Source organism: Amycolatopsis jiangsuensis (assembly GCF_014204865.1).
Classification (GTDB): Bacteria; Actinomycetota; Actinomycetes; order Mycobacteriales; family Pseudonocardiaceae; genus Amycolatopsis; species Amycolatopsis jiangsuensis.
This window is the reverse complement of sequence record NZ_JACHMG010000001.1, coordinates 3,306,180-3,324,877: the sequence shown is the minus strand read 5'-3', so window position 1 is coordinate 3,324,877 and position 18,698 is coordinate 3,306,180. Positions and strand designations below refer to the sequence as shown.

17 protein-coding genes are annotated in these 18,698 nt (G+C 70.4%); 8 read left to right on the top strand and 9 right to left on the bottom strand.

Annotation, left to right across the window (positions count from 1 at the left end; translation table 11 throughout):
• Positions 1-7 precede the first annotated feature (7 nt).
• On the top strand, positions 8-610 hold the full coding sequence (leuD, locus tag BJY18_RS14645) for a 3-isopropylmalate dehydratase small subunit (protein WP_184780510.1): 603 nt from the start codon (positions 8-10) through the stop codon (positions 608-610).
• Between the two features lie 228 nt (positions 611-838).
• Positions 839-1,477 (top strand): HU family DNA-binding protein, encoded by a 639-nt coding sequence (locus BJY18_RS14640; protein ID WP_184780509.1) that lies wholly within the window; start codon positions 839-841, stop codon positions 1,475-1,477.
• Between the two features lie 1,042 nt (positions 1,478-2,519).
• Here the strand turns inward: BJY18_RS14640 and BJY18_RS14635 are convergent.
• From BJY18_RS14635 to cofC, 3 genes are all read right to left on the bottom strand, one after another.
• Positions 2,520-3,470, bottom strand: coding sequence for an NUDIX hydrolase (locus BJY18_RS14635; protein WP_184780508.1), 951 nt, complete (start codon positions 3,468-3,470; stop codon positions 2,520-2,522).
• On the bottom strand, positions 3,467-6,256 hold the full coding sequence (locus BJY18_RS14630; RefSeq protein WP_312873848.1) for an RNA degradosome polyphosphate kinase: 2,790 nt from the start codon (positions 6,254-6,256) through the stop codon (positions 3,467-3,469). The genes BJY18_RS14635 and BJY18_RS14630 overlap by 4 nt, the downstream gene beginning before the upstream one ends.
• 64 nt (positions 6,257-6,320) lie before the next feature.
• Positions 6,321-6,953: a 2-phospho-L-lactate guanylyltransferase gene (gene cofC, locus BJY18_RS14625; RefSeq protein ID WP_184780507.1), complete on the bottom strand. Its 633-nt coding sequence runs from the start codon at positions 6,951-6,953 to the stop codon at positions 6,321-6,323.
• 128 nt (positions 6,954-7,081) lie between these two features.
• Here cofC and BJY18_RS14620 point away from each other — a divergent pair, with 128 nt between their 5' ends.
• The 3 genes from BJY18_RS14620 (at position 7,082) to BJY18_RS14610 (ending at position 9,532) form a co-directional block, all read left to right on the top strand.
• A complete protein-coding gene (locus tag BJY18_RS14620) occupies positions 7,082-7,786 on the top strand; it encodes a lysophospholipid acyltransferase family protein (protein WP_184780506.1) in 705 nt (234 codons plus the stop codon).
• A 20-nt stretch (positions 7,787-7,806) separates the two neighbouring features.
• Positions 7,807-8,859, top strand: a complete 1,053-nt coding sequence (locus tag BJY18_RS14615) for an NAD(P)H-dependent glycerol-3-phosphate dehydrogenase (RefSeq protein ID WP_312873847.1) — start codon at positions 7,807-7,809, stop codon at positions 8,857-8,859.
• A gap of 193 nt (positions 8,860-9,052) precedes the next feature.
• On the top strand, positions 9,053-9,532 hold the full coding sequence (locus BJY18_RS14610) for a cysteine dioxygenase (protein ID WP_184780504.1): 480 nt from the start codon (positions 9,053-9,055) through the stop codon (positions 9,530-9,532).
• On the opposite strand, the gene BJY18_RS14605 is transcribed toward BJY18_RS14610, so the two are convergent.
• The 5 genes from BJY18_RS14605 to BJY18_RS14585 form a co-directional block, all read right to left on the bottom strand.
• Entirely contained in the window at positions 9,533-10,738 is a 1,206-nt protein-coding gene (locus tag BJY18_RS14605; protein ID WP_184780503.1) for a cytochrome P450, read from the bottom strand.
• Positions 10,739-10,933: 195 nt separating this feature from the next.
• Entirely contained in the window at positions 10,934-11,926 is a 993-nt protein-coding gene (locus tag BJY18_RS14600; RefSeq protein WP_184780502.1) for an asparaginase, read from the bottom strand.
• Between the two features lie 10 nt (positions 11,927-11,936).
• Positions 11,937-12,758: a class I SAM-dependent methyltransferase gene (locus BJY18_RS14595; RefSeq protein ID WP_184780501.1), complete on the bottom strand. Its 822-nt coding sequence runs from the start codon at positions 12,756-12,758 to the stop codon at positions 11,937-11,939.
• Positions 12,755-13,198, bottom strand: a complete 444-nt coding sequence (locus BJY18_RS14590) for a VOC family protein (protein WP_184780500.1) — start codon at positions 13,196-13,198, stop codon at positions 12,755-12,757. Before BJY18_RS14590 ends, BJY18_RS14595 begins: the two co-directional genes overlap by 4 nt.
• 70 nt (positions 13,199-13,268) lie before the next feature.
• On the bottom strand, positions 13,269-13,898 hold the full coding sequence (locus BJY18_RS14585) for an FAD:protein FMN transferase (protein ID WP_312873846.1): 630 nt from the start codon (positions 13,896-13,898) through the stop codon (positions 13,269-13,271).
• A gap of 499 nt (positions 13,899-14,397) precedes the next feature.
• Here BJY18_RS14585 and BJY18_RS14580 point away from each other — a divergent pair, with 499 nt between their 5' ends.
• Together BJY18_RS14580 and BJY18_RS14575 are read left to right on the top strand one after the other, a co-directional pair.
• On the top strand, positions 14,398-15,105 hold the full coding sequence (locus tag BJY18_RS14580) for a response regulator transcription factor (RefSeq protein ID WP_312873845.1): 708 nt from the start codon (positions 14,398-14,400) through the stop codon (positions 15,103-15,105).
• Positions 15,102-16,547, top strand: a complete 1,446-nt coding sequence (locus BJY18_RS14575) for a sensor histidine kinase (protein WP_184780498.1) — start codon at positions 15,102-15,104, stop codon at positions 16,545-16,547. Before BJY18_RS14580 ends, BJY18_RS14575 begins: the two co-directional genes overlap by 4 nt.
• Here BJY18_RS14575 and BJY18_RS14570 read toward each other — a convergent pair.
• Positions 16,525-17,193 (bottom strand): pyridoxamine 5'-phosphate oxidase family protein, encoded by a 669-nt coding sequence (locus tag BJY18_RS14570; protein WP_184780497.1) that lies wholly within the window; start codon positions 17,191-17,193, stop codon positions 16,525-16,527. The genes BJY18_RS14575 and BJY18_RS14570 overlap by 23 nt on opposite strands.
• A 91-nt stretch (positions 17,194-17,284) precedes the next feature.
• Here BJY18_RS14570 and pdxR point away from each other — a divergent pair, with 91 nt between their 5' ends.
• Entirely contained in the window at positions 17,285-18,655 is a 1,371-nt protein-coding gene (gene pdxR, locus BJY18_RS14565) for a MocR-like pyridoxine biosynthesis transcription factor PdxR (RefSeq protein WP_184780496.1), read from the top strand.
• Positions 18,656-18,698 lie beyond the last annotated feature (43 nt).

The window sequence follows — 18,698 nt, the reverse complement described above, 5'->3', positions numbered from 1 at the left end:
TCCCACCATGGAACCGTTCACCCAGCACACCGGCATCGGGGTGCCGCTGCGCAGGTCCAACGTGGACACTGACCAGATCATCCCCGCCGTCTATCTCAAGCGCGTGAGCCGGACCGGCTTCGAGGACGGCCTCTTCGCCGCCTGGCGCGGGCAGGACGACTTCGTCCTCAACACCGAGCCGTTCTCCCGCGGTTCGGTGCTCGTCGCCGGACCCGACTTCGGCACCGGGTCCTCGCGTGAGCACGCGGTGTGGGCGCTGATGGACTACGGCTTCCGGGTCGTGATCTCGGCGCGCTTCGCGGACATCTTCCGCGGCAACTCCGGCAAGGGCGGCCTGGTGGCCGCGCAGTGCGAGCAGTCCGACGTCGAACTGCTCTGGAAGCTGCTGGAGAACGAGCCGGGCACCGAGGTCACCGTCGACCTCGAGAGCAAGACCGTGCGGGCCAAGGACTTCACCGCGGCCTTCCAGATCGACGACTACGTCCGCTGGCGGCTGCTCGAGGGACTCGACGACATCGCCCTCACGTTGCGCCACGCGGAGGAAATCGACTCGTTCGAGTCCGCCCGCCCCTCGTGGAAGCCGGTGACGCTGCCCGCGCCCACCTCCTGACCGGTTGCCGGGGCACGGATTCCCTGCTCGGAAAGGGAATCCGGGTCCCGGCGGCCACGCTCTCCGCCCGCACCAGACGGCAGCTCCCGGGTCCCTCGGGAGGCGGAACCGTACCCGGGACAAGGGAAATTTCCGCGTGCCGTTTGGAATTTGTGCTGCGTTGGTAATACCGTGTGCGTTAGTCGGCCGACGTGGCCGTGGACGAAGAGTTCTTCTTGGAGGACTGGAATGGCCAACAAGGCCCAGCTGATCGAGGCGCTGTCGGAGCGTCTGGGCGACAAAAAGGTTGCTTCGCAGGCGGTCGACGGTCTCGTCGACATCATCATCCGGACGGTCAACAAGGGCGAGAAGGTGAACATCACCGGCTTCGGGGTGTTCGAGAAGCGTGCTCGCGCCGCCCGTACCGCACGCAACCCGCGCACCGGCGAGTCGGTGCGGGTCAAGAAGACCAACGTGCCGGCCTTCCGCGCGGGCACCACGTTCAAGGACGTCATTTCCGGCACGAAGAAGCTGCCGAAGGCGACCGCGGTCAAGCGCGCCACCGGCACCACCGCACGTGCCGCGAGCACCACGCGGGCGGCCGCGTCCCGCCCGGCGGCCACGCGCAGCACCACGACCCGGACCCGTGCCACCGCGGCCAAGGCGCCCGCCAAGGCCACCTCCACGCGGGCGGCCAAGTCCACCGCGACCCGGGCGACCAAGTCCACCGCGGCGAAGGCCACGACCTCGCGCGCCACCAAGGCGACCCCGGCCAAGGCGACCACCTCGCGCGCCAAGACCGCGGCGAAGCCGGCCGCCAAGAAGACCACGGCGACCGCGAAGAAGACCACGGCCGCCAAGCGCACCTCGGCGGCGAAGAAGAAGTAGCCCTTTCCCGGCGATACTTCACGGCAGGGCCCCGACCCACCCAGGGTCGGGGCCCTGCCGCGTTTCGCGGTCCCTTGATCGGCCGTTCGGGGGTTTTCCGGGGGCTGTGGGTGCGGAGGGGTGGCGGAAACGGTGGTGGCGGTGCTCTGGGTGTTCTGGCGGTGGTGGGGCTCGGATAAGCGTGCTCAGGCTGGGGCGAGTGTCTATGGATACGCGCCGGCGGTGTGCGATGTGCGGAGTTGCCGGTGTGGCGGTGCGGCGGGTGCGGTAAACGCTTGACGATCGGTAAATGGGGGCGAGCCAGTTCGATCGTCGAAGTGAATGCCGGGCGCCGGAGGTAAGCCGGGGACGGTAAAGCGGGATCTTCGGGCAATCCGATCGCCCGGGAATGGCGGTATTCATATCCGGCCCCGCGAACGGCCGGGACGCGGTGACGGGCGGCCGGAAAGGTCGGTGCCCGACGACGGCGAGTCCGGAATACCCGCCTGCCGGACTCGACCCCGGCAGGCAGGCGAAGGACGGGATCGAATCCACAACGGCACTGCACGCGGGGTGGATCGGGCGCTGAGCGGGTTATGCGACAGAGTCGGGGCGATGGTCCGGGGAACTCGGTACCGGGCGGGTGGACCGGTGCGGGCTGCTGTGACTGCGGGAGCAGGTCGATGCCCAGGACCGGTGACGTCGGAACTGAAGCAGGGACAACGACCTGGCTCCACAAGGCCGGACACCGGAGGGTGAGGTCAGTGCGCCGACCGCTGGAGCGGGCCACGGTACGGGTAGTGCTGAAGGGGCCGAGCGGTGCGCCAGCGGACGAGGCGGACGGTGCCGGAACCGAAGCGATTCCCACTGAACCCGAAGAGGGAGCGGCACTTCCCGTCCCCGGAGTATCAGCGATGCCCACCGGACTCGGGGCAGCAGCGCGACCGACCGGGCCCGAAGCAGCAGCGCGAACAACCGGTCCCGAAGCAGCAGCGACACCACCCGCCCCGGGGAAGGGGAGCAGGATGCCCATCCTGCTCCCCTTCTCCCCGTGGAACGGGTGTCAGGAACGGGACGGCACCGGTAGCGGCAGGGGGCTCGGGTAGTAGTCCGCGCTCACCAACGTCGCGGGTGTCGTGCCGGAGGTGCGGAACGACAGCACCCACAGCGAACCCTTCTTGCTGGGGACCACGCCGCCGCGGGAGGCGGGCAGGTCCAGGGCTTCGCGGACGGCCAGTGCGCTCACCAGGTCCGGGATCACCCCGCCCTGGCTGCTGATCAGTGGCGTGCCGCCGGCGGTGGCGATGGCCAGCAGACGGGCGATTCCCCGGGCCGGGTCGGGCCAGTAGCCCTCTTCCGACAACGCGGGCTCGTGCCGGACTTCGGTGGCCAGGTCGTCGGCGACACCGCCGACGGTCTGCACGCAGCGCAGGCGTGGCGCGGAGAACACCCGGTCCGGGCCGAAGAGTGGCAGCAGTTCCCGCAACGCCTCGGCCTGCCGCTGGCCGGCTTGCGACAGCGGGCGCAGGTCGTCGTCGCCGGTCCAGTCGTCGCGTTTGCCTGCCTTGGCGTGCCGGACGAGCAGCACCGTGGTGAGGTCCGCGGGCAGCGCGCAGAACTCGCGCAGCACACCGACGTCCGCGGGCCGGGTGAGCAATCGCTCGGCTTCCACGGGCCCGAGCCAGCGCAGTTCGTCCACCTCTTCGTTGGGCCGGAACTCGCCCGAAACCGCTTCGCCGCTGAAGTAGTCGACGGTCTTCTTCAGCAGCTTCCCGTTGCCCCGTGCGGGGACCTCGTAGGCCGTCTGCGCGACGTAGCGCCCGAGCACCGCGCGAAAGCCGGTCTCCTCGGCGATCTCCCGCACCGCGGTGGCCGGGAGTGTCTCGCCGGGGTCGGCCTTTCCCTTCGGCAGCGACCAGTCGTCGTACCGCGGCCGATGGACCACCGCGACCTCGGTGCCGGACGCCGCGGGGCGCCACAGGACCGCGCCGGCGGCCCGAACATCCACGCTCATCCGGCAGCTCCGTGCAGTTTCGCGAGTTCGGTCTGGTGGTCACGCACCTGCGAACCGGCAGCGGGGAACGGTTGCCACTCCCCGTTCGTGCTGAGCACCCAGCACCGGGTGGCCGGGTCGAGCGCGGAGTCGAACACGGCGTCCAGTTCGGCGGTCAGCTTCGGGTCCTTGACCCGCACCAGCGCCTCGATCCGGCGGTCAAGATTGCGGTGCATCATGTCCGCGCTGCCGATCCAGTGCGTGCCGCCGGCCCGGAAGTGGAACACCCGCGAGTGTTCCAAAAACCGGCCGAGGATCGAGCGGACCCGGATGTTCTCGCTCAGCCCCTCCACTCCCGGCTTCAACGCGCAGATCCCGCGCACCACCACGTCCACCGGAACCCCGGCCTGCGAAGCGTGGTAGAGCGCGTCGATCACCTGCTCGTCGACGAGGGAGTTGCACTTGATCCGGATGCCCGCCTGCAGTCCGGCCCTGGCCAGTTCGATCTCCTCGCCGATCGCCCGCACGATGCCGCGGCGGATCCCGTGCGGCGACGTGAGGATGGTGCGGTAGGTGTCCTGGCGCGAGTACCCGGTGAGCACGTTGAACAGGTCGGTGATGTCCGCGCCGATGCTCGGATCGGCGGTGAGCAGCCCGAGGTCCTCGTACAGCCGCGCGGTCTTCGGGTTGTAGTTGCCGGTGCCGAGGTGGCAGTAGCGGCGGATGGTCGAGCCCTCCTGGCGGACCACCATGGAGACCTTGCAGTGCGTTTTGAGTCCGACGAGCCCGTAGACCACGTGCACGCCCGCGCGTTCCAGCGTGCGGGCCCAGGTGATGTTGGCCTGCTCGTCGAACCGCGCCTTGATCTCCACCAGCGCCACGACCTGCTTGCCCGCTTCGGCGGCGTCGATCAGCGCGTCGACGATCGGCGAATCGCCCGAGGTGCGGTACAGCGTCTGCTTGATCGCCAGCACCTTCGAATCGGCCGCGGCCTGCTCGATGAACCGTTGCACGCTCGTGGAGAACGAATCGTAGGGGTGGTGCACCAGCACGTCGCCCTCGCGCAGCGTCGCGAACACGCTCTTGGGCGTCTCGCGTTCACCGAACGCCGGATGCGTCGCGGGCACGAACGGCCGGTCCTTGAGCTCCTTGCGGTCCACCCCGGAAAGCTGGAACAGGCAGGTGAGGTCGAGCAGGCCGGGCACCTCGACCACGTCCTCGGGCGCCACTTCCAGCTCGCGCAGCAACAGTTCGAGCATGTGCTCGCTCATGTCCTGCGCCACCTCGAGCCGCACCGGCGGGCCGAACCTGCGCTGCGCCAGTTCCCGTTCCAGTGCCTGCAGGAGGTCCTCGTCGCGGTCCTCCTCGACCTCGAAGTCGGCGTTGCGGGTGACCCGGAACACGTGGTGCTCGGTCACTTCCATCCCGGTGAACAGCTCGCCGAGGTGTGCCGCGATGAGTTCCTCCAGCGGCAGGAACGTCGCGCTGCGGCTGGCGCGCTCGGTCTCCACCCGCATCAGCCGCGGCACGTTGCTGGGCACCTTGACCCGCGCGAAGCGTTCCGTGCCGCCGTGCGGATCCCGCACGGTGACCGCGAGGTTCAGCGAAAGCCCGGAAATGTAGGGGAACGGGTGGGCCGGATCGACCGCCAGCGGGGTGAGCACCGGGAAGATCTGCTCGGAGAAGTAGCTGGACAGGCGCAGCTGCTGCGCCCCGCTCAGATCGGCCCAGCCGACGATCCGGATGTCCTGTTCGGCCAGCTGCGGGCGCAGGTGCTCCTTGAACGCGGCGGTGTGCCGCTCCACGAGGTCCTGGTTGCGTTTGGAGATGTAGTCCAGCTGTTCGCGCGGGGTGAGTCCGTCCGCGCTGCGCACGGACAGCCCGGTGTCGTCCCGCCGCTTCAGCCCGGCCACCCGGACCATGTAGAACTCGTCCAGATTGGACGCGAAGATGGCCAGGAACTTCGCCCGCTCGAGCAGGGGCTGCGACTCGTCCTCGCCCAGCGCGAGCACCCGGGCGTTGAAGTCGAGCCAGGACAGCTCGCGGTTGAAGTAACGGTCGTCCGGCAACGTCTCGACGGCGGTGGGCGCAGTGGTGACCGCGGGCGGAGCGGACGGAATCGCGCGGAACTCCTCGTCGGCGCCCGGCCCGCGGCGGGCGGCCGCGAGTACCGGACTGGCGGTTTTCACCGCGGTCGACGGCGCGGGCTTCCCGGCGCCGGACGCGGTGGCTCGGGCCGCGCGGGACTTGGCCGTGGTGCCCGCGGGTTTGGCGGCACCCGATGTCGTCTTGCCGGCTGAGTCGGAGGTGGGCTTCGCGGCGGCCGGAACCGAGGTGCTCTTGGCGGCGGCGGCCGGGGTCGCCTTGCCGGGCTTGGACTTGGCGGCCGGGACGGCTTTGGCGGTGGCCGGGGCCGGTGTGGTCCTGCCGGTCGGGCCCGAGGCGCCCTTCGCGGCTTCCGGAGTCGTCTTGCCGGACTTGGCAGTTTTGGCGGGCTTCGAGGTACCTGCCGGTGCGGAGGTTGACGAGCCCTTCGTCTTCCCGGCGGGCTTCGTGGGGGCTGTGGTGCGTAACGCACTTGCCGGCGCCGCTGTCTTACGCGTGCTGCCTCGCTTGGCGCTCTCGCCCTTCGCCGGCTTCTTCGCCGAGGCCGAGGCCGAGCCCGAGGTCGAGGTGGCGGCCGTGGCCGGCTTCGCTGCTGAGCCGGTGTGGCGGGCGGGGGACGGGCCGGCGTCGGGCTTCGCGGCCCTGCGCCGCCGCGCGGGCGGTCCTTCGGTGGCCGGGGGATTGCCGTCTGCTGTGCTCACGGTACCCATTGTTCACTACAACCCTGCCGTCCGCGCAGACCGCGATGAAGGTCGAGTGAACAGCTCAGCGCACCGGCGCGGACTCCGCCGGGAGCAGCGCCGCGGTGCGCTTGCCCAGGCCCAGCGTCGCGGCGTGCCGAAGATCGTCCGGGGTGTCGACGTCGCTGCGCAGCGACGGCAGTTCGCCGCTGAGCGGGACGGCTCCGGACTCGACGTGCAGCCGCGCCGAACCGGCGCCGAAGTGCGGGTCGAGCGGGGCACCGGGTGCGGCCAGCAGCAGCGTGGTGCCGGTGCCCTGCCGGTCCGCGACCACCGCACGACGCCCGTCGGCCTCGGACAGCGCGCGCGCCAGATCTCCCGCGCGCAACGCCGGGAGATCAGCCTGCAGCGCGCCGACCAGGCCGCGTGGGGAGTCCGCACGCAGCAGCTCCGCGCCGTATCGCAACGCCTCGTTCAGCCCGCCCGCCACAGGTTCCTCGACCAGCTCGACGCCCAGGCCGGCCAGCATCGGCAACGCGCCCGGCTCGGCGGCCACCACCAGCACCCGCCGCACTCCTGCCACCGACGTGACCGCCGTCAGGGTGTCCTGCGCCAGCGCGAGCACCAGCTCAGCGTGCCGGTCCGCGGCGACCGCTCCCCGCAGCCGCGACTTGCCTTCACGCGGGTGTTTCAACGGCACGACCAAGTCCACGTCCACCCGTCCATCTTTACCCGAAACCCGGTCCGAGGGTGGTGAGCGCACCCTCCCTGGACTGCGTGAACCGGCGCGCGGCAGGATCAGGCGTGCACAGCTTCGATCGTGCACAGCTTCGATGAGGAGGAGTCTTGACGCGGCGTGAGAAGGGCGGCTTCTGGGTGGGCCTGGCCGCCACCGTGTTCTACCCGCTGACCGCGATCGGCAAGCGGGCGTACCTCGGTGCGGAGAAGATCCCGCGCCACGGACCGGCGGTGCTGGTGATGAACCACATCTCGCATCTGGACCCGGTTGTGGACGCGGTGTTCGTGCACCGGCAGAAGCGAGTCCCGCGGTTCTTCCTGAAGGACAGCCTGAAGAAGGTGCCGGTGTTCGGCCGGATCGTCACCGGCTCGGGACAGATCCCGGTGTCGCGCGGGTCGAGCGCGGCCGGCGACAGCCTCAAGCACGCGCACGAGGCGCTGGCCGAGGGCAAGGTGATCGTGATCTACCCGGAGGGCACCATCACCAAGGACCCGGCGGGCTGGCCGAAGAAGTCCTACACCGGTGCCGCCCGGCTCGCGTTGCAGAACGACGTGCCGGTGATCCCGGTCGCACGGTGGGGCACCAACCAGATCTTCAACGGCTACACCAAGAAGTTCACACCGTTCCCGCGGAAGAGGATCACGCACCTGGTCGGCGATCCGCTCGATCTGTCCGCCTATGACGGCGCGAACCCGCGCAGTGCGTCGACGCTGCGCGAGATCACCGAGCTGATGATGGACCGGGTCACCGAGCTGCTGGCGGAGATCCGCCAGGAGGAGCCGCCCGCGAAGAAGCCGGCGGACGGTTCCTGATGGGGATGGCCGCGGAGTCCGTGAAGACCTCTCCGAGGGATTCCGGGAAGCGAGCCTTCACGGACGACGTGCAGCGGGTCACCGTGCTCGGCGCGGGCTCGTGGGGCACCGCGTTCGCGAAGGTGCTCGGTGACGCCGGGCGGGACGTCACGATGTGGGCGCGCCGGGAGGACATCGCCGAGGAAATCCGGGCAGAACACCGCAACGAGTCGTACCTGCCGGGCACGCGGCTGCCGGAGCGGATCACCGCGACGTCGGACGCCGCGGCCGCGCTGGACGGGGCGCAGGCGGTGGTGCTCGGGGTGCCGAGCCAGAGCCTGCGCGGCAACCTCACCGGCTGGCGGCCGCTGCTGCCGCCGGAGGCGATCCTGGTCAGCCTCGCCAAGGGCGTGGAACTGGGCACGCTCAAGCGGATGAGTGAGGTGATCGCGGAGCTGGCCGAGGTGGACGCCGGCGAGATCGTGGTCGTGTCCGGTCCGAACCTGGCCCGCGAGATCGCCGACGGGCAGCCGGCGGCGGCGGTGCTGGCGTGTGCCGACCACGAGCGGGCCAAGGCCGTGCAGCGGGCCACGTCGAACCAGTACTTCCGGCCCTACACCAACACCGATGTGGTGGGCTGCGAACTCGGCGGCGCGTGCAAGAACGTGATCGCGCTGAGCTGCGGGATGGCGGCCGGGATGGGGCTGGGCGCGAACACGATGGCGACGCTGATCACCCGTGGCCTCGCCGAGATGGCCCGGCTGGGCGCGCGGCTCGGCGCGGACCCGCTGACATTCGCCGGGCTGGCCGGTTTGGGCGATCTCGTGGCGACGTGCTCGTCACCGTTGTCGCGCAACCGTACTTTCGGCGAACGGCTGGGCCGGGGGGAGACGCTCGCGCAAGCGCAGGCCGCGGCCGGAGGGCAGGTCGCGGAGGGGGTCGCGTCGTGCTCGTCGATCCGCGCGCTCGCCGGCGGGCTCGGGGTCGACATGCCGATCACGGATGCGATGCACCGGGTCTGTCACGAGGGGGTCGACCCGCGGCAGGCCGGAGCGGAGCTGCTCGGCCGGTCGCAGAAGCACGAGTGGAGCTGAGGCGTCCACGAGCTGGGACGGGTTGTCCGGCCGGGCAGGCGCTGGTTGAGTGTGGGGCATGCTGACGGGTGCGAAGACTGTGTGGCCGGGGTCGTGTGCCCCGTGCCCGGTCATGTGCGCGTCGTGTCGCTGTTGTCGGTGAACCCAGCCCCGGCCCAGCTCGACACTGCTTCCTGCGAAGGATTTCTCCGTCATGTTCGCCGTTCCGGACAACACCCTGCTGCGTCCTGAAAACCCTGCCCTGCGCCATCCGGTGCGCACCGCCGTCGAGGTGGCCGCCGACCGGGAACGCTGGGGCAGCCTGCTGCGCTACGACCCCGACGAGCGGTTCTCCGCGCTGGTCGAAAGCGCCGGCGGCCAGGAGATCTGGCTGCTGAGCTGGCTTCCCGGCCAGCACACCGACCTGCACGACCACGCTTTCGCCACCGGTGCCTTCACCGTGGTTTCGGGCCGGCTGAGCGAGACCGTCGCCCGCCGCGCACCCGGCGGCCGCGCCGTGACCGAGGTGCACGCGCTCTCGGCCGGGCAGTCGCGAGTGTTCGGGCCCGGGTACGTGCACGAGGTGCGCAACGACGGGCCGGATCCGGCGATCAGCGTGCACGTATACCGGGAGGCCCGGCAGATGCGCTCCTACGTCTCAGACCCGGTGCACGGCCCGCACCGGGCGGAGTGACTACGCGGGCCGGATCTCGTCCCACGTGACCGGCAGGTGCGCGGGCCCGGTGATCGGGGTGTCGGTCTTGAACCGGAGGTCGGTGATCGGCACGGCCAGGCGCAGGGACGGGATCCGCCGCGGCAGAGTCCCCAGCACCACGTTCAGTTCCAGGCGCGCCAGCTGCTGGCCGACGCACTGGTGCGGGCCGAAGCCGAAGCCGAGGTGGCGCCGGTTGTCGCGGCGCAGGTCGAGCCGGCCGGGTTCGGCGAACTGGGCCGGGTCGTGGTTCGCGCCCTGCACGGCGACCACGACGTAGTCGCCGGCGGCGATCGGCGTTCCGGCGATTTCGGTGTCGGTGACCGCGACGCGCAGCAGACCGGCGCCGACGCCGAGCAGGCGCACCACCTCCTCGACTGCTCCGGGCAGCACGTCCGGCTCGTCGCGCAGCAGCGCGAGCTGGCCGGGGTCTTCGAGCAGGGCGAGAGTGGCGTGGGTGATCAGGCTCGCGGTCGTGTCGTATCCGGCGACCAGCAGCCCGGCCGCCATCCGGACCAGCTCGAAGTCGCTGAAATCGGTGCCGCGGGTGGCCAGGATGCTGATCGCGTCCTCACCCGGTTCCGCTCGCCGTTGCGTGACGAGGTCCTGCACGTAGTCGTAGAGCGGCGTTTTCGCGGCGCCGAACTCGTCGACGTCGGTTTCGCCGCTGAACAGCGCCTCGGCCGCCCGGTGGAAAAGTCCCCGGTCCGCCGCGGGGACGCCGAGCAGTTCCCCGATCACCGCCGTGGTGACCGGTTTGGCGAACTCCTCGTGCAGGTCGACCGGGTGGTCCCGCTCGGCGAGCGCGTCCAGTGCTTCGTCGACGATGCGCTGCACCATCGGCCGGATCTCCGCCATCCGCTTCGCGGTCGAGACGGCCGGGGCGAACAGATGCCGGAACCGGACGTGGTCGGCGCCGTCCATCCGGGCGAATTCGCCTTCCTCGATCGGGGAATCCGGGGGCGTGTGCGCCAGCAGGTGCCCGGCCGAGCCGCCGCGGCTGCTGAACCGTTGCGGGGCGCCCAGCACCTCGCGGACGTCGGCGTAACGGCTGACGAGCCACGCCTCGATTCCGGTCGGGCACGACACCCGGGGCAGGGGCGTGGTTTCCCGGAGTGCGGAGAGTTCGGGGTTGGGGCCGAACGGGCAGACGGCCTCGTTCGGCAGAGGCAGCACCGACGACGACAAGACGCGTTCCTCTCTGTGGCAGGCCGTTTCCCTACCGGTGGTAGCAGCCGTGTCCAGTGTCCCGCATCGGCAGCGTCCCGAGGTGCCCGTTGGTCGGCCCGGCGGGGCTTCTTCGGGCAGCGCGTCAGGACTGCTTGCCGGTCGTACGGCTGCTGCTCCGGCTCCTCGTCCGGACGGATTATCCGGCGTGGACGCTCAGCGGTCGAGGTCGCCGCGGAGGCGGAACTGGTGCTCGATTTCGGCGCGGGACGTTCCGGCGGCGAGCAGAAGCTGCAGCAGTACCCGGGATTTCCGCGGGCACAGCCAGCCCGCCATGGTCGCCCCCATCCGGATCAGACTCGATTCGGAACCGTGAAACCCGTACGTGCCGCGGAAAGTCGGGCCGGCACCGGTGCGCGTGGCGACCACGATCGGCACCTGCGCGGCCTGGACGACGTCCGCGGTCCCGCTCGAGACGTGGCCCACGCCGGCGCCTGCCAGCACCACGCCACGCGCCCCTGCGGCCAGCACCAGGGAAAGCAGCTCGCCGGAATCGGCGAGTCCGGATTCCAGCAGCGGAACCAGCCCGTCGACCTCACCGGCCGGCAACGCGGGCGGACGCGGCGCCGAAGGGTGGAAGTAGTGCACGGCGCCTTCGGCGACCATGCCGAGCGGCCCGGCGGGGACGGAGGAAAACGCTTCCAGGTGACTGGAATGCGCCTTTCGCACCCAGCGTGCCGCGTGTACGTCGTCGTCGAACGCGACCAGCGCGCCGCGGCCGCGGCTGCGGGGATCGGCCGCGACGGTGAGCGCCGTGAGCAGGTTGGCCGGTCCGTCCGGGCTGGGCAGGCTCGGGTTCCGCATCGCGCCGGTGACCACCACCGGTTCGTCGAACGGCCAGGTCAGCTCGAAGAAGTACGCCGTCTCCTCGAGGGTGTCGGTGCCCTGCACCACCACCAGCCCGGCGGCGCCGGCCTCGATCTGCTCGATGCCCCACTGCCGGGTCTGCGCCAGCTTCGCGTAGCTCATGGACGCACTGGACAGCCCGGCGAGCGTGCCCGCCGTGACGTCCATCGGCAGGTCGGCACCGAGTCCGCCGAGCAGGTCCTCGGCACTGAGCCTAGGCACCACGCCGTCATCCGGGGAACGTCCTGGGGCCATGGAGATGGTGCCGCCCAGTGCGGCGACGGCGACGCGGGCACGAGTCATGCCGCGCACTCTAGGAGGCCAGCACCGCCTGCAGGGTGTAGCTCGCCGCGAGCCGGCGCGGGTTGTCGCGCAGCCGCCATTCGCCGTGCCCGGCCGGTTCCATCTCGTGCGGCAGCGCGTTCCACGGCACCGAATCGTGCTCGGTCAGCCCGGTCAGCGTCATGCCCCGCTCCAGCAGCGCGGTGACGATCTCGCCGAGGCCGTGGTTCCAGCTGTGCGTGGTGGTGTCGCGCAGGCGTTCGTCGGTCTCCACGTACGTGGTGTCGTCGCTGAACACCAGCGGTTCGGCGTGTTCGAAGTAGTCGTATTTCGGCCACGCGCGTTCGGCTTCGTCGTCGAGCCCCCACAGCATCGGGTGGCCCTCGCGCAGGAACAGCCGGCCGCCGGGCCGCAGCAGCCGGGTGACCACTGACGCCCATTCGCCGATTCGCGGCAACCAGCACAACGCGCCGACGCCGGTGTACACGAGGTCGAACCGCTGTTCGCCGAACACCTCGACCGCGTCGTAGACGTTCGCCTCGTGGTAGTCGATGCCGGCGCCGGTGCTTTCGGCGAGCGAGCGGGCCTGGTCGAGGGACACCGGGGAGAAGTCAAGGCCGGACATCCGGGCGCCGAGCCGGGACAGCGAGAGCGTGTCGGTGCCGATGTGGCACTGCAGGTGCACGCCGCGCAGTCCGGCGACGGAACCGAGCCGCGGCAGGTCGAACCGCACGACGTCGCTCAGGTGCGCGGGGTCCTCGCGGAACCGGTCGAAGGCGTAGTCCTTCGACCGCGCGTGCACCGGCGCGCGTTCGTCCCAGCTGGCGCGGTTGAGCGCGAACGAGTCGGTCATGCCTCCGCGGCGCTCTTTTCCGTGGCCTTCTCTTCGGAGGCACTTTTCTCAGCGGTCTTGTTCTCGGTGGCCTTCTTCTCCGCGGCACTGCGTTCGACGCAGAACTCGTTGCCTTCCGGGTCGCGCAGGACCGCCCAGCCGGGGCCGTCGGGGCTGCGGTGGTCGTCGTACAAGGTCGCGCCGAGGGTGAGCAGCCGCTGCACTTCCTCGTCCCGCGGGATGTCCGGCCGCAGGCAGACGTGCAGGCGGTTCTTGCCGGCCTTGGGTTCCGGAACGGCGACGAACAACAGCATGATGCCGGACTCCAGGACGATGCCGACTTCGTCGTCACCGGGCTCGTCCTCGTCGGTCACCGGGTGTCCGGTGACGGCGGCCCAGAACTGCGCGAGCTGCCAGGGGTCTGCGCAGTCGACGGTGATCTTGTCCACAACGGCGGTCATCGAGCTCCCTGCGTCCGGTCCGGTTTCTCCCGGAGTATGCCTGTTCTCCCCGACTGGACGAAGCGGTTTTTCAGCCTTGCCGTAGCCCGGGGGAGCGGTGCACGCGCCGGTTCTCGTCGATGATCAGCACTTCGATGCCGGGCTGGCCGGCGGCCCAGGTGATGCCGTCGGCACCCAGCGCGAAAGTCGCCGTGGCCAAGGCGTCGGCGTGCGTGAGGTCGTCGGCGACCACAGTCACGAGCAGGAGACCGACAGCGGGCTGACCGGTACGGCCGTCGAGGATGTGCGCGCCGCGTTCGTACGCCGCGGACGTGGCGACGGCGCTGTCTCGGGAAACCAGCGCGGCGCAGACCGCTTGCGGCTGCTCGGGATGACGGATGCCGACGCGCCACGGCCGTCCAGGCTCGGGCTCTCCGGATGTGACGACGTCACCGCCCGCGTTGAGGTAGAACGTCCGTGCGCCAGCCGCGTGCAGTCGGTCGGCCGCGCGCTGCACTGCCCAGCCTTTGACCACAGCGCACGGATCCAAGGCGTGTCCCGGTGGCTGTGCGGTGAAGGCGCCACCGGAGATGTCCTCGTAGTAGGCACACAGTGACAACACCTCGTCGAGGTCCTCGCTCAGGTTCTTCGCGGCCAGCTGTCCCCGTCCGTAGCGGCTCACTTCGCTGTCTGCCCGGTACGGGCTGAACCGTGCGTCCACCTCGTGCAGCCAGGCGAACGCGTCCGCGACGGCCGGGCCGAAGTCTGCTTCGTCCCGCAGGCAGGCCCATCACGTACTCCACGTGCCGGGGCATCAGGAGCCTTCGAGTATGTGCACGAGTGCCCGCGCGCTTTCGCGAGGTCCAGCAGTTCGGGCAGCAGCACAGCGTCGTCACGGCTACGCGCACGGTAGGTAACCACGACGTGCCCGCGAATGTCTTCCACCAGCGGGCGGATCGGCGTGTCTCTGGTCAGGAAGCGCCACAGGAAGAACTGTCCAGCCCTCGCCGGAAGCCATTCCAAGGCGCGACCAGCAAGGTAGACCGACACCGTGTCCGGTGATTCGGGGACGACGGTGACAACGCGGGATGGTCACGTTCGGATTCACGGATTTCAGCCTCGTCCGGCAACCTGTGGCCGATCTGGGCGGAACCTGTCGAATGACTGTCGGCCGCGGGCTCGGGTCGCGCGCCCGCGCGCGCGTCACGGAGGATGGTGGGGTGCAGAACCCGAACGCGGTGCGGTTGCTCGTCGTCGACGACGAGCCGCACATCGCCGACCTGGTCGCGACGGTCGCCCGGTACGAGGGCTGGCAGGCCGTGACCGCAGGCTCGGGAGCCGACGCGCTCGCCCGCGTCACCGAGTTCCGGCCCGACATCGTGGTGCTGGACCTGATGCTGCCCGACTTCGACGGCTTCACCGTGCTCGACAGGCTGCGAGAGAGCAGCGGCGCGGTCCCGGTGGTGTTCCTGACCGCGAAGGACGCCACAGCCGACCGCGTGGCCGGCCTCACCCGCGGTGGCGACGACTATCTCGTGAAGCCGTTCTCCGTCGAGGAGCTGATGGCGCGGCTGCGCGCGGTGCTGCGCCGTACGTCCGGTGCCGAGCCGCAACCCGCGCGTACCGCTGTCCTGCAGGTCGGTGATCTCACTCTCGACGAGGACACCCGCGAGGTTCGTCGCGACGGCCGGCCCGCCGAGCTGACGCCGACCGAGTACGAGCTTCTGCGCTACCTGATGCGGCGTTCGCCGTCCGTGCTCACCAAGGCGCAGATCCTCGACCACGTCTGGGAGTACGACTTCGGTGGCCGGTCCAATGTCGTCGAGCTCGTCATCTCGCATCTGCGCCGCAAACTGGACGCCGGTGCGGAACCGCTGATCCACACCGTGCGCGGCGTCGGATACGTCGTGCGACGGGCCGGCCGGTGAGCCGCGCCGGGCGTTGGGCGCGACGCTGGTACGCGGCTTGGCGCGCTTCGCGGCTGGGCACCCGGCTGGCGTTCGGGCTGGGTGCGGTGGCGCTCGTGGTGTTCGCGATCGTCGGCACGCTCACGGTCGGGCTCATGCAGGACTACCTCAGCCGGCGCCTGGACGACCAGCTGAAGACCAGCCAGGTCTCACAGGTGCCGCATCTGCGTACCTCGACGGACAATCCGGAGACCGTCTACTCCTGGTACTCCGCGGTCTTCGCGGTCAGCAACGGATCGGCTGTCATGCAGCCAGGTGGCGCGCTGCCTTCCGATCCGCAGCCGTTGGTCAAGGTCGCCGAAGAAGCGGCGAAGGGCGACATCTACCGCACGGTGTACTTGAAAGGCGAAGGCGACTACCGCGTGCGCGCCTGTCCGGTGGATACCGACGAAGGCGGCACGGGCACTGTGCTGCTGAGCGCCGCACCGCAGGCTGACCTCGACAACACCGTGCGGCAGTTGGTGTTCGTCGAAGTGGTCGCGTTCCTCATCGCGCTCACGATCCTCGTCATGGCGGGGCGGCTCGTGTTGCGCCGAGGACTGCGGCCGCTGGCTGACATGGCAGGTACGGCGCACGACATCGCTTCGCACGACCTCACCGCCACGGCGAACCTGCCAGTGCGTGCTTCGGGGGACGGTGGCGGCGCTGAGGTCGAAGAACTGCGTACGGCGTTCAACCTGATGCTCAGTCACATCGAAGCCTCACTTGCCGCGCGCACTGTCGCGAACGAACGGCTACGGCGCTTCGTCGCGGACGCTTCGCATGAGCTGCGTACGCCGTTGACCTCGATCCGTGGCTACGCCGACCTTTTCCAGTACGCAGCCGCGAACGAGCCTGCGGAACGCGAAGCGCACCTGTCGAAGATCCGCGCGGAGACAGCGCGGATGAGCGTGCTCGTCGACGACCTTCTGTTGCTCGCGCGCCTCGATTCGCACGACGCGGAGCACCCCGTGCGTCCGGAACAGATGAACGTGACCGAGCTCGCGACGGCTGCCGCGGACGCGTTCCGCGCCGGACGTCCCCACCATCCGCTCACCACGCGCCTACCGGATGACGCAGTGGTGCTCCAGGCAGATCCGATGCGCGTACGGCAGGTCATGGACAATCTCCTGGCGAACGCAGCCGTGCACACGCCGGACGGCACGCCCGTTGAGCTGTCCCTGTCCATCGAAGGCGGCGAAGCGGTCGTACGCGTCACCGATGCCGGCCCCGGGATCACGCCCGAGGATCAGCAGCGGATTTTCGATCGCTTCTACCGCGTGGACAACTCGCGCACGCGTGCGGCGGGCGGGACCGGGCTCGGGTTGTCCGTGGTGCACTCACTGGTAGTCGAACACGGCGGCGCGGTCAGCGTGGAAAGCCAGCCGGGCCGTACGACGTTCACTGTGCGGCTGCCTCGCTGACGCGCGTGCGTACGTGCTCCGGCACGGACCACGTCGACGGCAGGTCCGCCGACGGCTCCGGTTCGCCGAAGACCGTGCGGATCGGCAGCACGCCGGCCCACGCGGCGTCCGCGGCGACGTCCTCCGGCTCGTCGTCGGGCCCTTCCGCGCGCAGCTTCACCGACGCTTCGGAGAGGTCGAGCGCGAGCACGGAGACGGCGGCGAACTCCTTCGCGTTCACGCCGCGCGAGTGTTCCCACGAACCCGGCGCGAGGTGATCGGTCAGCACGCGCAGGCCGTGCATCTTCTCGTCGCGGCCGGTCAGCGCGCGGGCTCGTCCGAAGATCACCGCGCTGCGGTAGTTCATCGAGTGGTTGTTCAGGGAACGGCAGTAGACGATGCCGTCGACCAGCGTGACGGTGACGCACACGTCGAGCTCACCGGCCGCAGTGCGCAGACTGGCCGCTCCCGTGGAACCATGCAGGTACAGCGTGTCGCCGTCGCGGCCGTACCCGGTCGGCAGCACCAGCGGGGTGCCGTCGTGGACGACGCCGAGGTGGCAGATCAGGGCCTCGTCGAGCACGGCGTAGAGCGTCTCGCGGTCGGAGGCAGCGCGGTTGCGCTTGCGGCCGAGGGTCGTGCGTGTGGTGGGCGAGAGGCTTGTCATACGTTCAGTCTGCGAGCCTTGAGTGGCCTTGTTGAATGTCCACTTCTTCTACACTTGAGAAGTCCACTTCGGGTTGGAACGGAGGTCAGCCGTGTCGTACGCGGACACCGCGTTGCCGGTCAGCCTGGACCGGGCTGCCGACACCCCGCTCGCCGTGCAGCTCGCCGACGCGTTACGCGAAGCCGCCGCCGGCGGTCACCTCCGAGGCGGTGACCGGCTTCCGTCGACCCGTGCGCTGGCCGAGCGGCTCGGCGTCTCGCGCACCGTCACGTCGGCGGCATACGAACAACTGCACGCCGAGGGCTGGATTGCCGGACGGCACGGCTCGGGAACCTACGTGACCACCCCGCCGACGCGCGCCGCGGCTTCGGTCGTACCGCCGGACTCGCTGGTCGCCGAGGCGGAGACAGTGCCGATGCTCGACCTCACTCCGGGGGCACCGTGGGCCGGCGGGATAGACCGTGCGGCCTGGCGCCGCGCGTGGCGGGCGGCGGCCGACCCGGAACCGTTGACGCGCGCGCACCGCGCCGGGCTGCCGGAGTACCGCGCGACTGTGTACGAGCACCTGCTGCGCCACCGTGGCTTGGCAGCGGGCTCTGTTCTCGCGACAGGCGGTACCACTGCGGCTGTGGTCGAACTCGCCGCGGCAGTGGTGCGGCGCGGTTCCGTGGTCGCCTTCGAAGAGCCGGGGTACCAACGCGCGGTGCAGGCGTTCCGGCAGGCCGGCCTGACCGTCGTGGGCGTGCCGGTCGACGATGAAGGCCTTCGTCCGGACGCCATCCCGGCCGGTGCGCGCGCGGTCTACTGCTCGCCCGCGCACCAGTACCCGATGGGCAGCCGGATGAGCGCGGCCCGCCGGGTGCAGCTCGTGGAGCGCGCGCGGGCCGAGGGCATGCTGGTGATCGAGGACGACTACGACGGCGAGCTGCGCTTCGACGTCGCCCCGCTGCCGCTGCTGGCCGCGCTCGCGCCGGACGTCGTGGTGCACCTCGGGACCACGAGCAAGATCCTCACCCCCACGCTCGGCGCCGGCTGGCTCGTGGCGCCCGCGGGGGTGGCCGAATCCGTACTGGACTACCGCGATCTCACCGGTACCCGCCCGTCCCCGGCCGGTCAGCGGGTGCTCGTGGAGCTGGCGCGAACCGGCGACCTGGGCCGTCACCTGCGCAGGCTTCGCCGTGAACTGGCTGAGCGCCGCTCGCTGCTGGCCGCTGCGTTGTCCACCGCGGGGGTCCCGGTCCTCGGCGACGACGCCGGCGCGCACCTCGTCGTCCCCGCGGAAAGCCCGGAGGACGAGGCCCGCCGCATCGCCGCCGCCGAAGGTCATTCCATCCGCCTCGACGGCCTTTCCCGGCACTTCGCCGGTACTCCGACCACCTACGGCATCGCGCTCGGGTATGCGGGTTCTTCGAGAGAGGCGCTGATCGCCGCGCTGCCCACGCTGGTGCAGCTGCTCCGCTGACCGTTCACGGGTCGCGGACCCCGGGCCTGCGCTGTTCACCGTG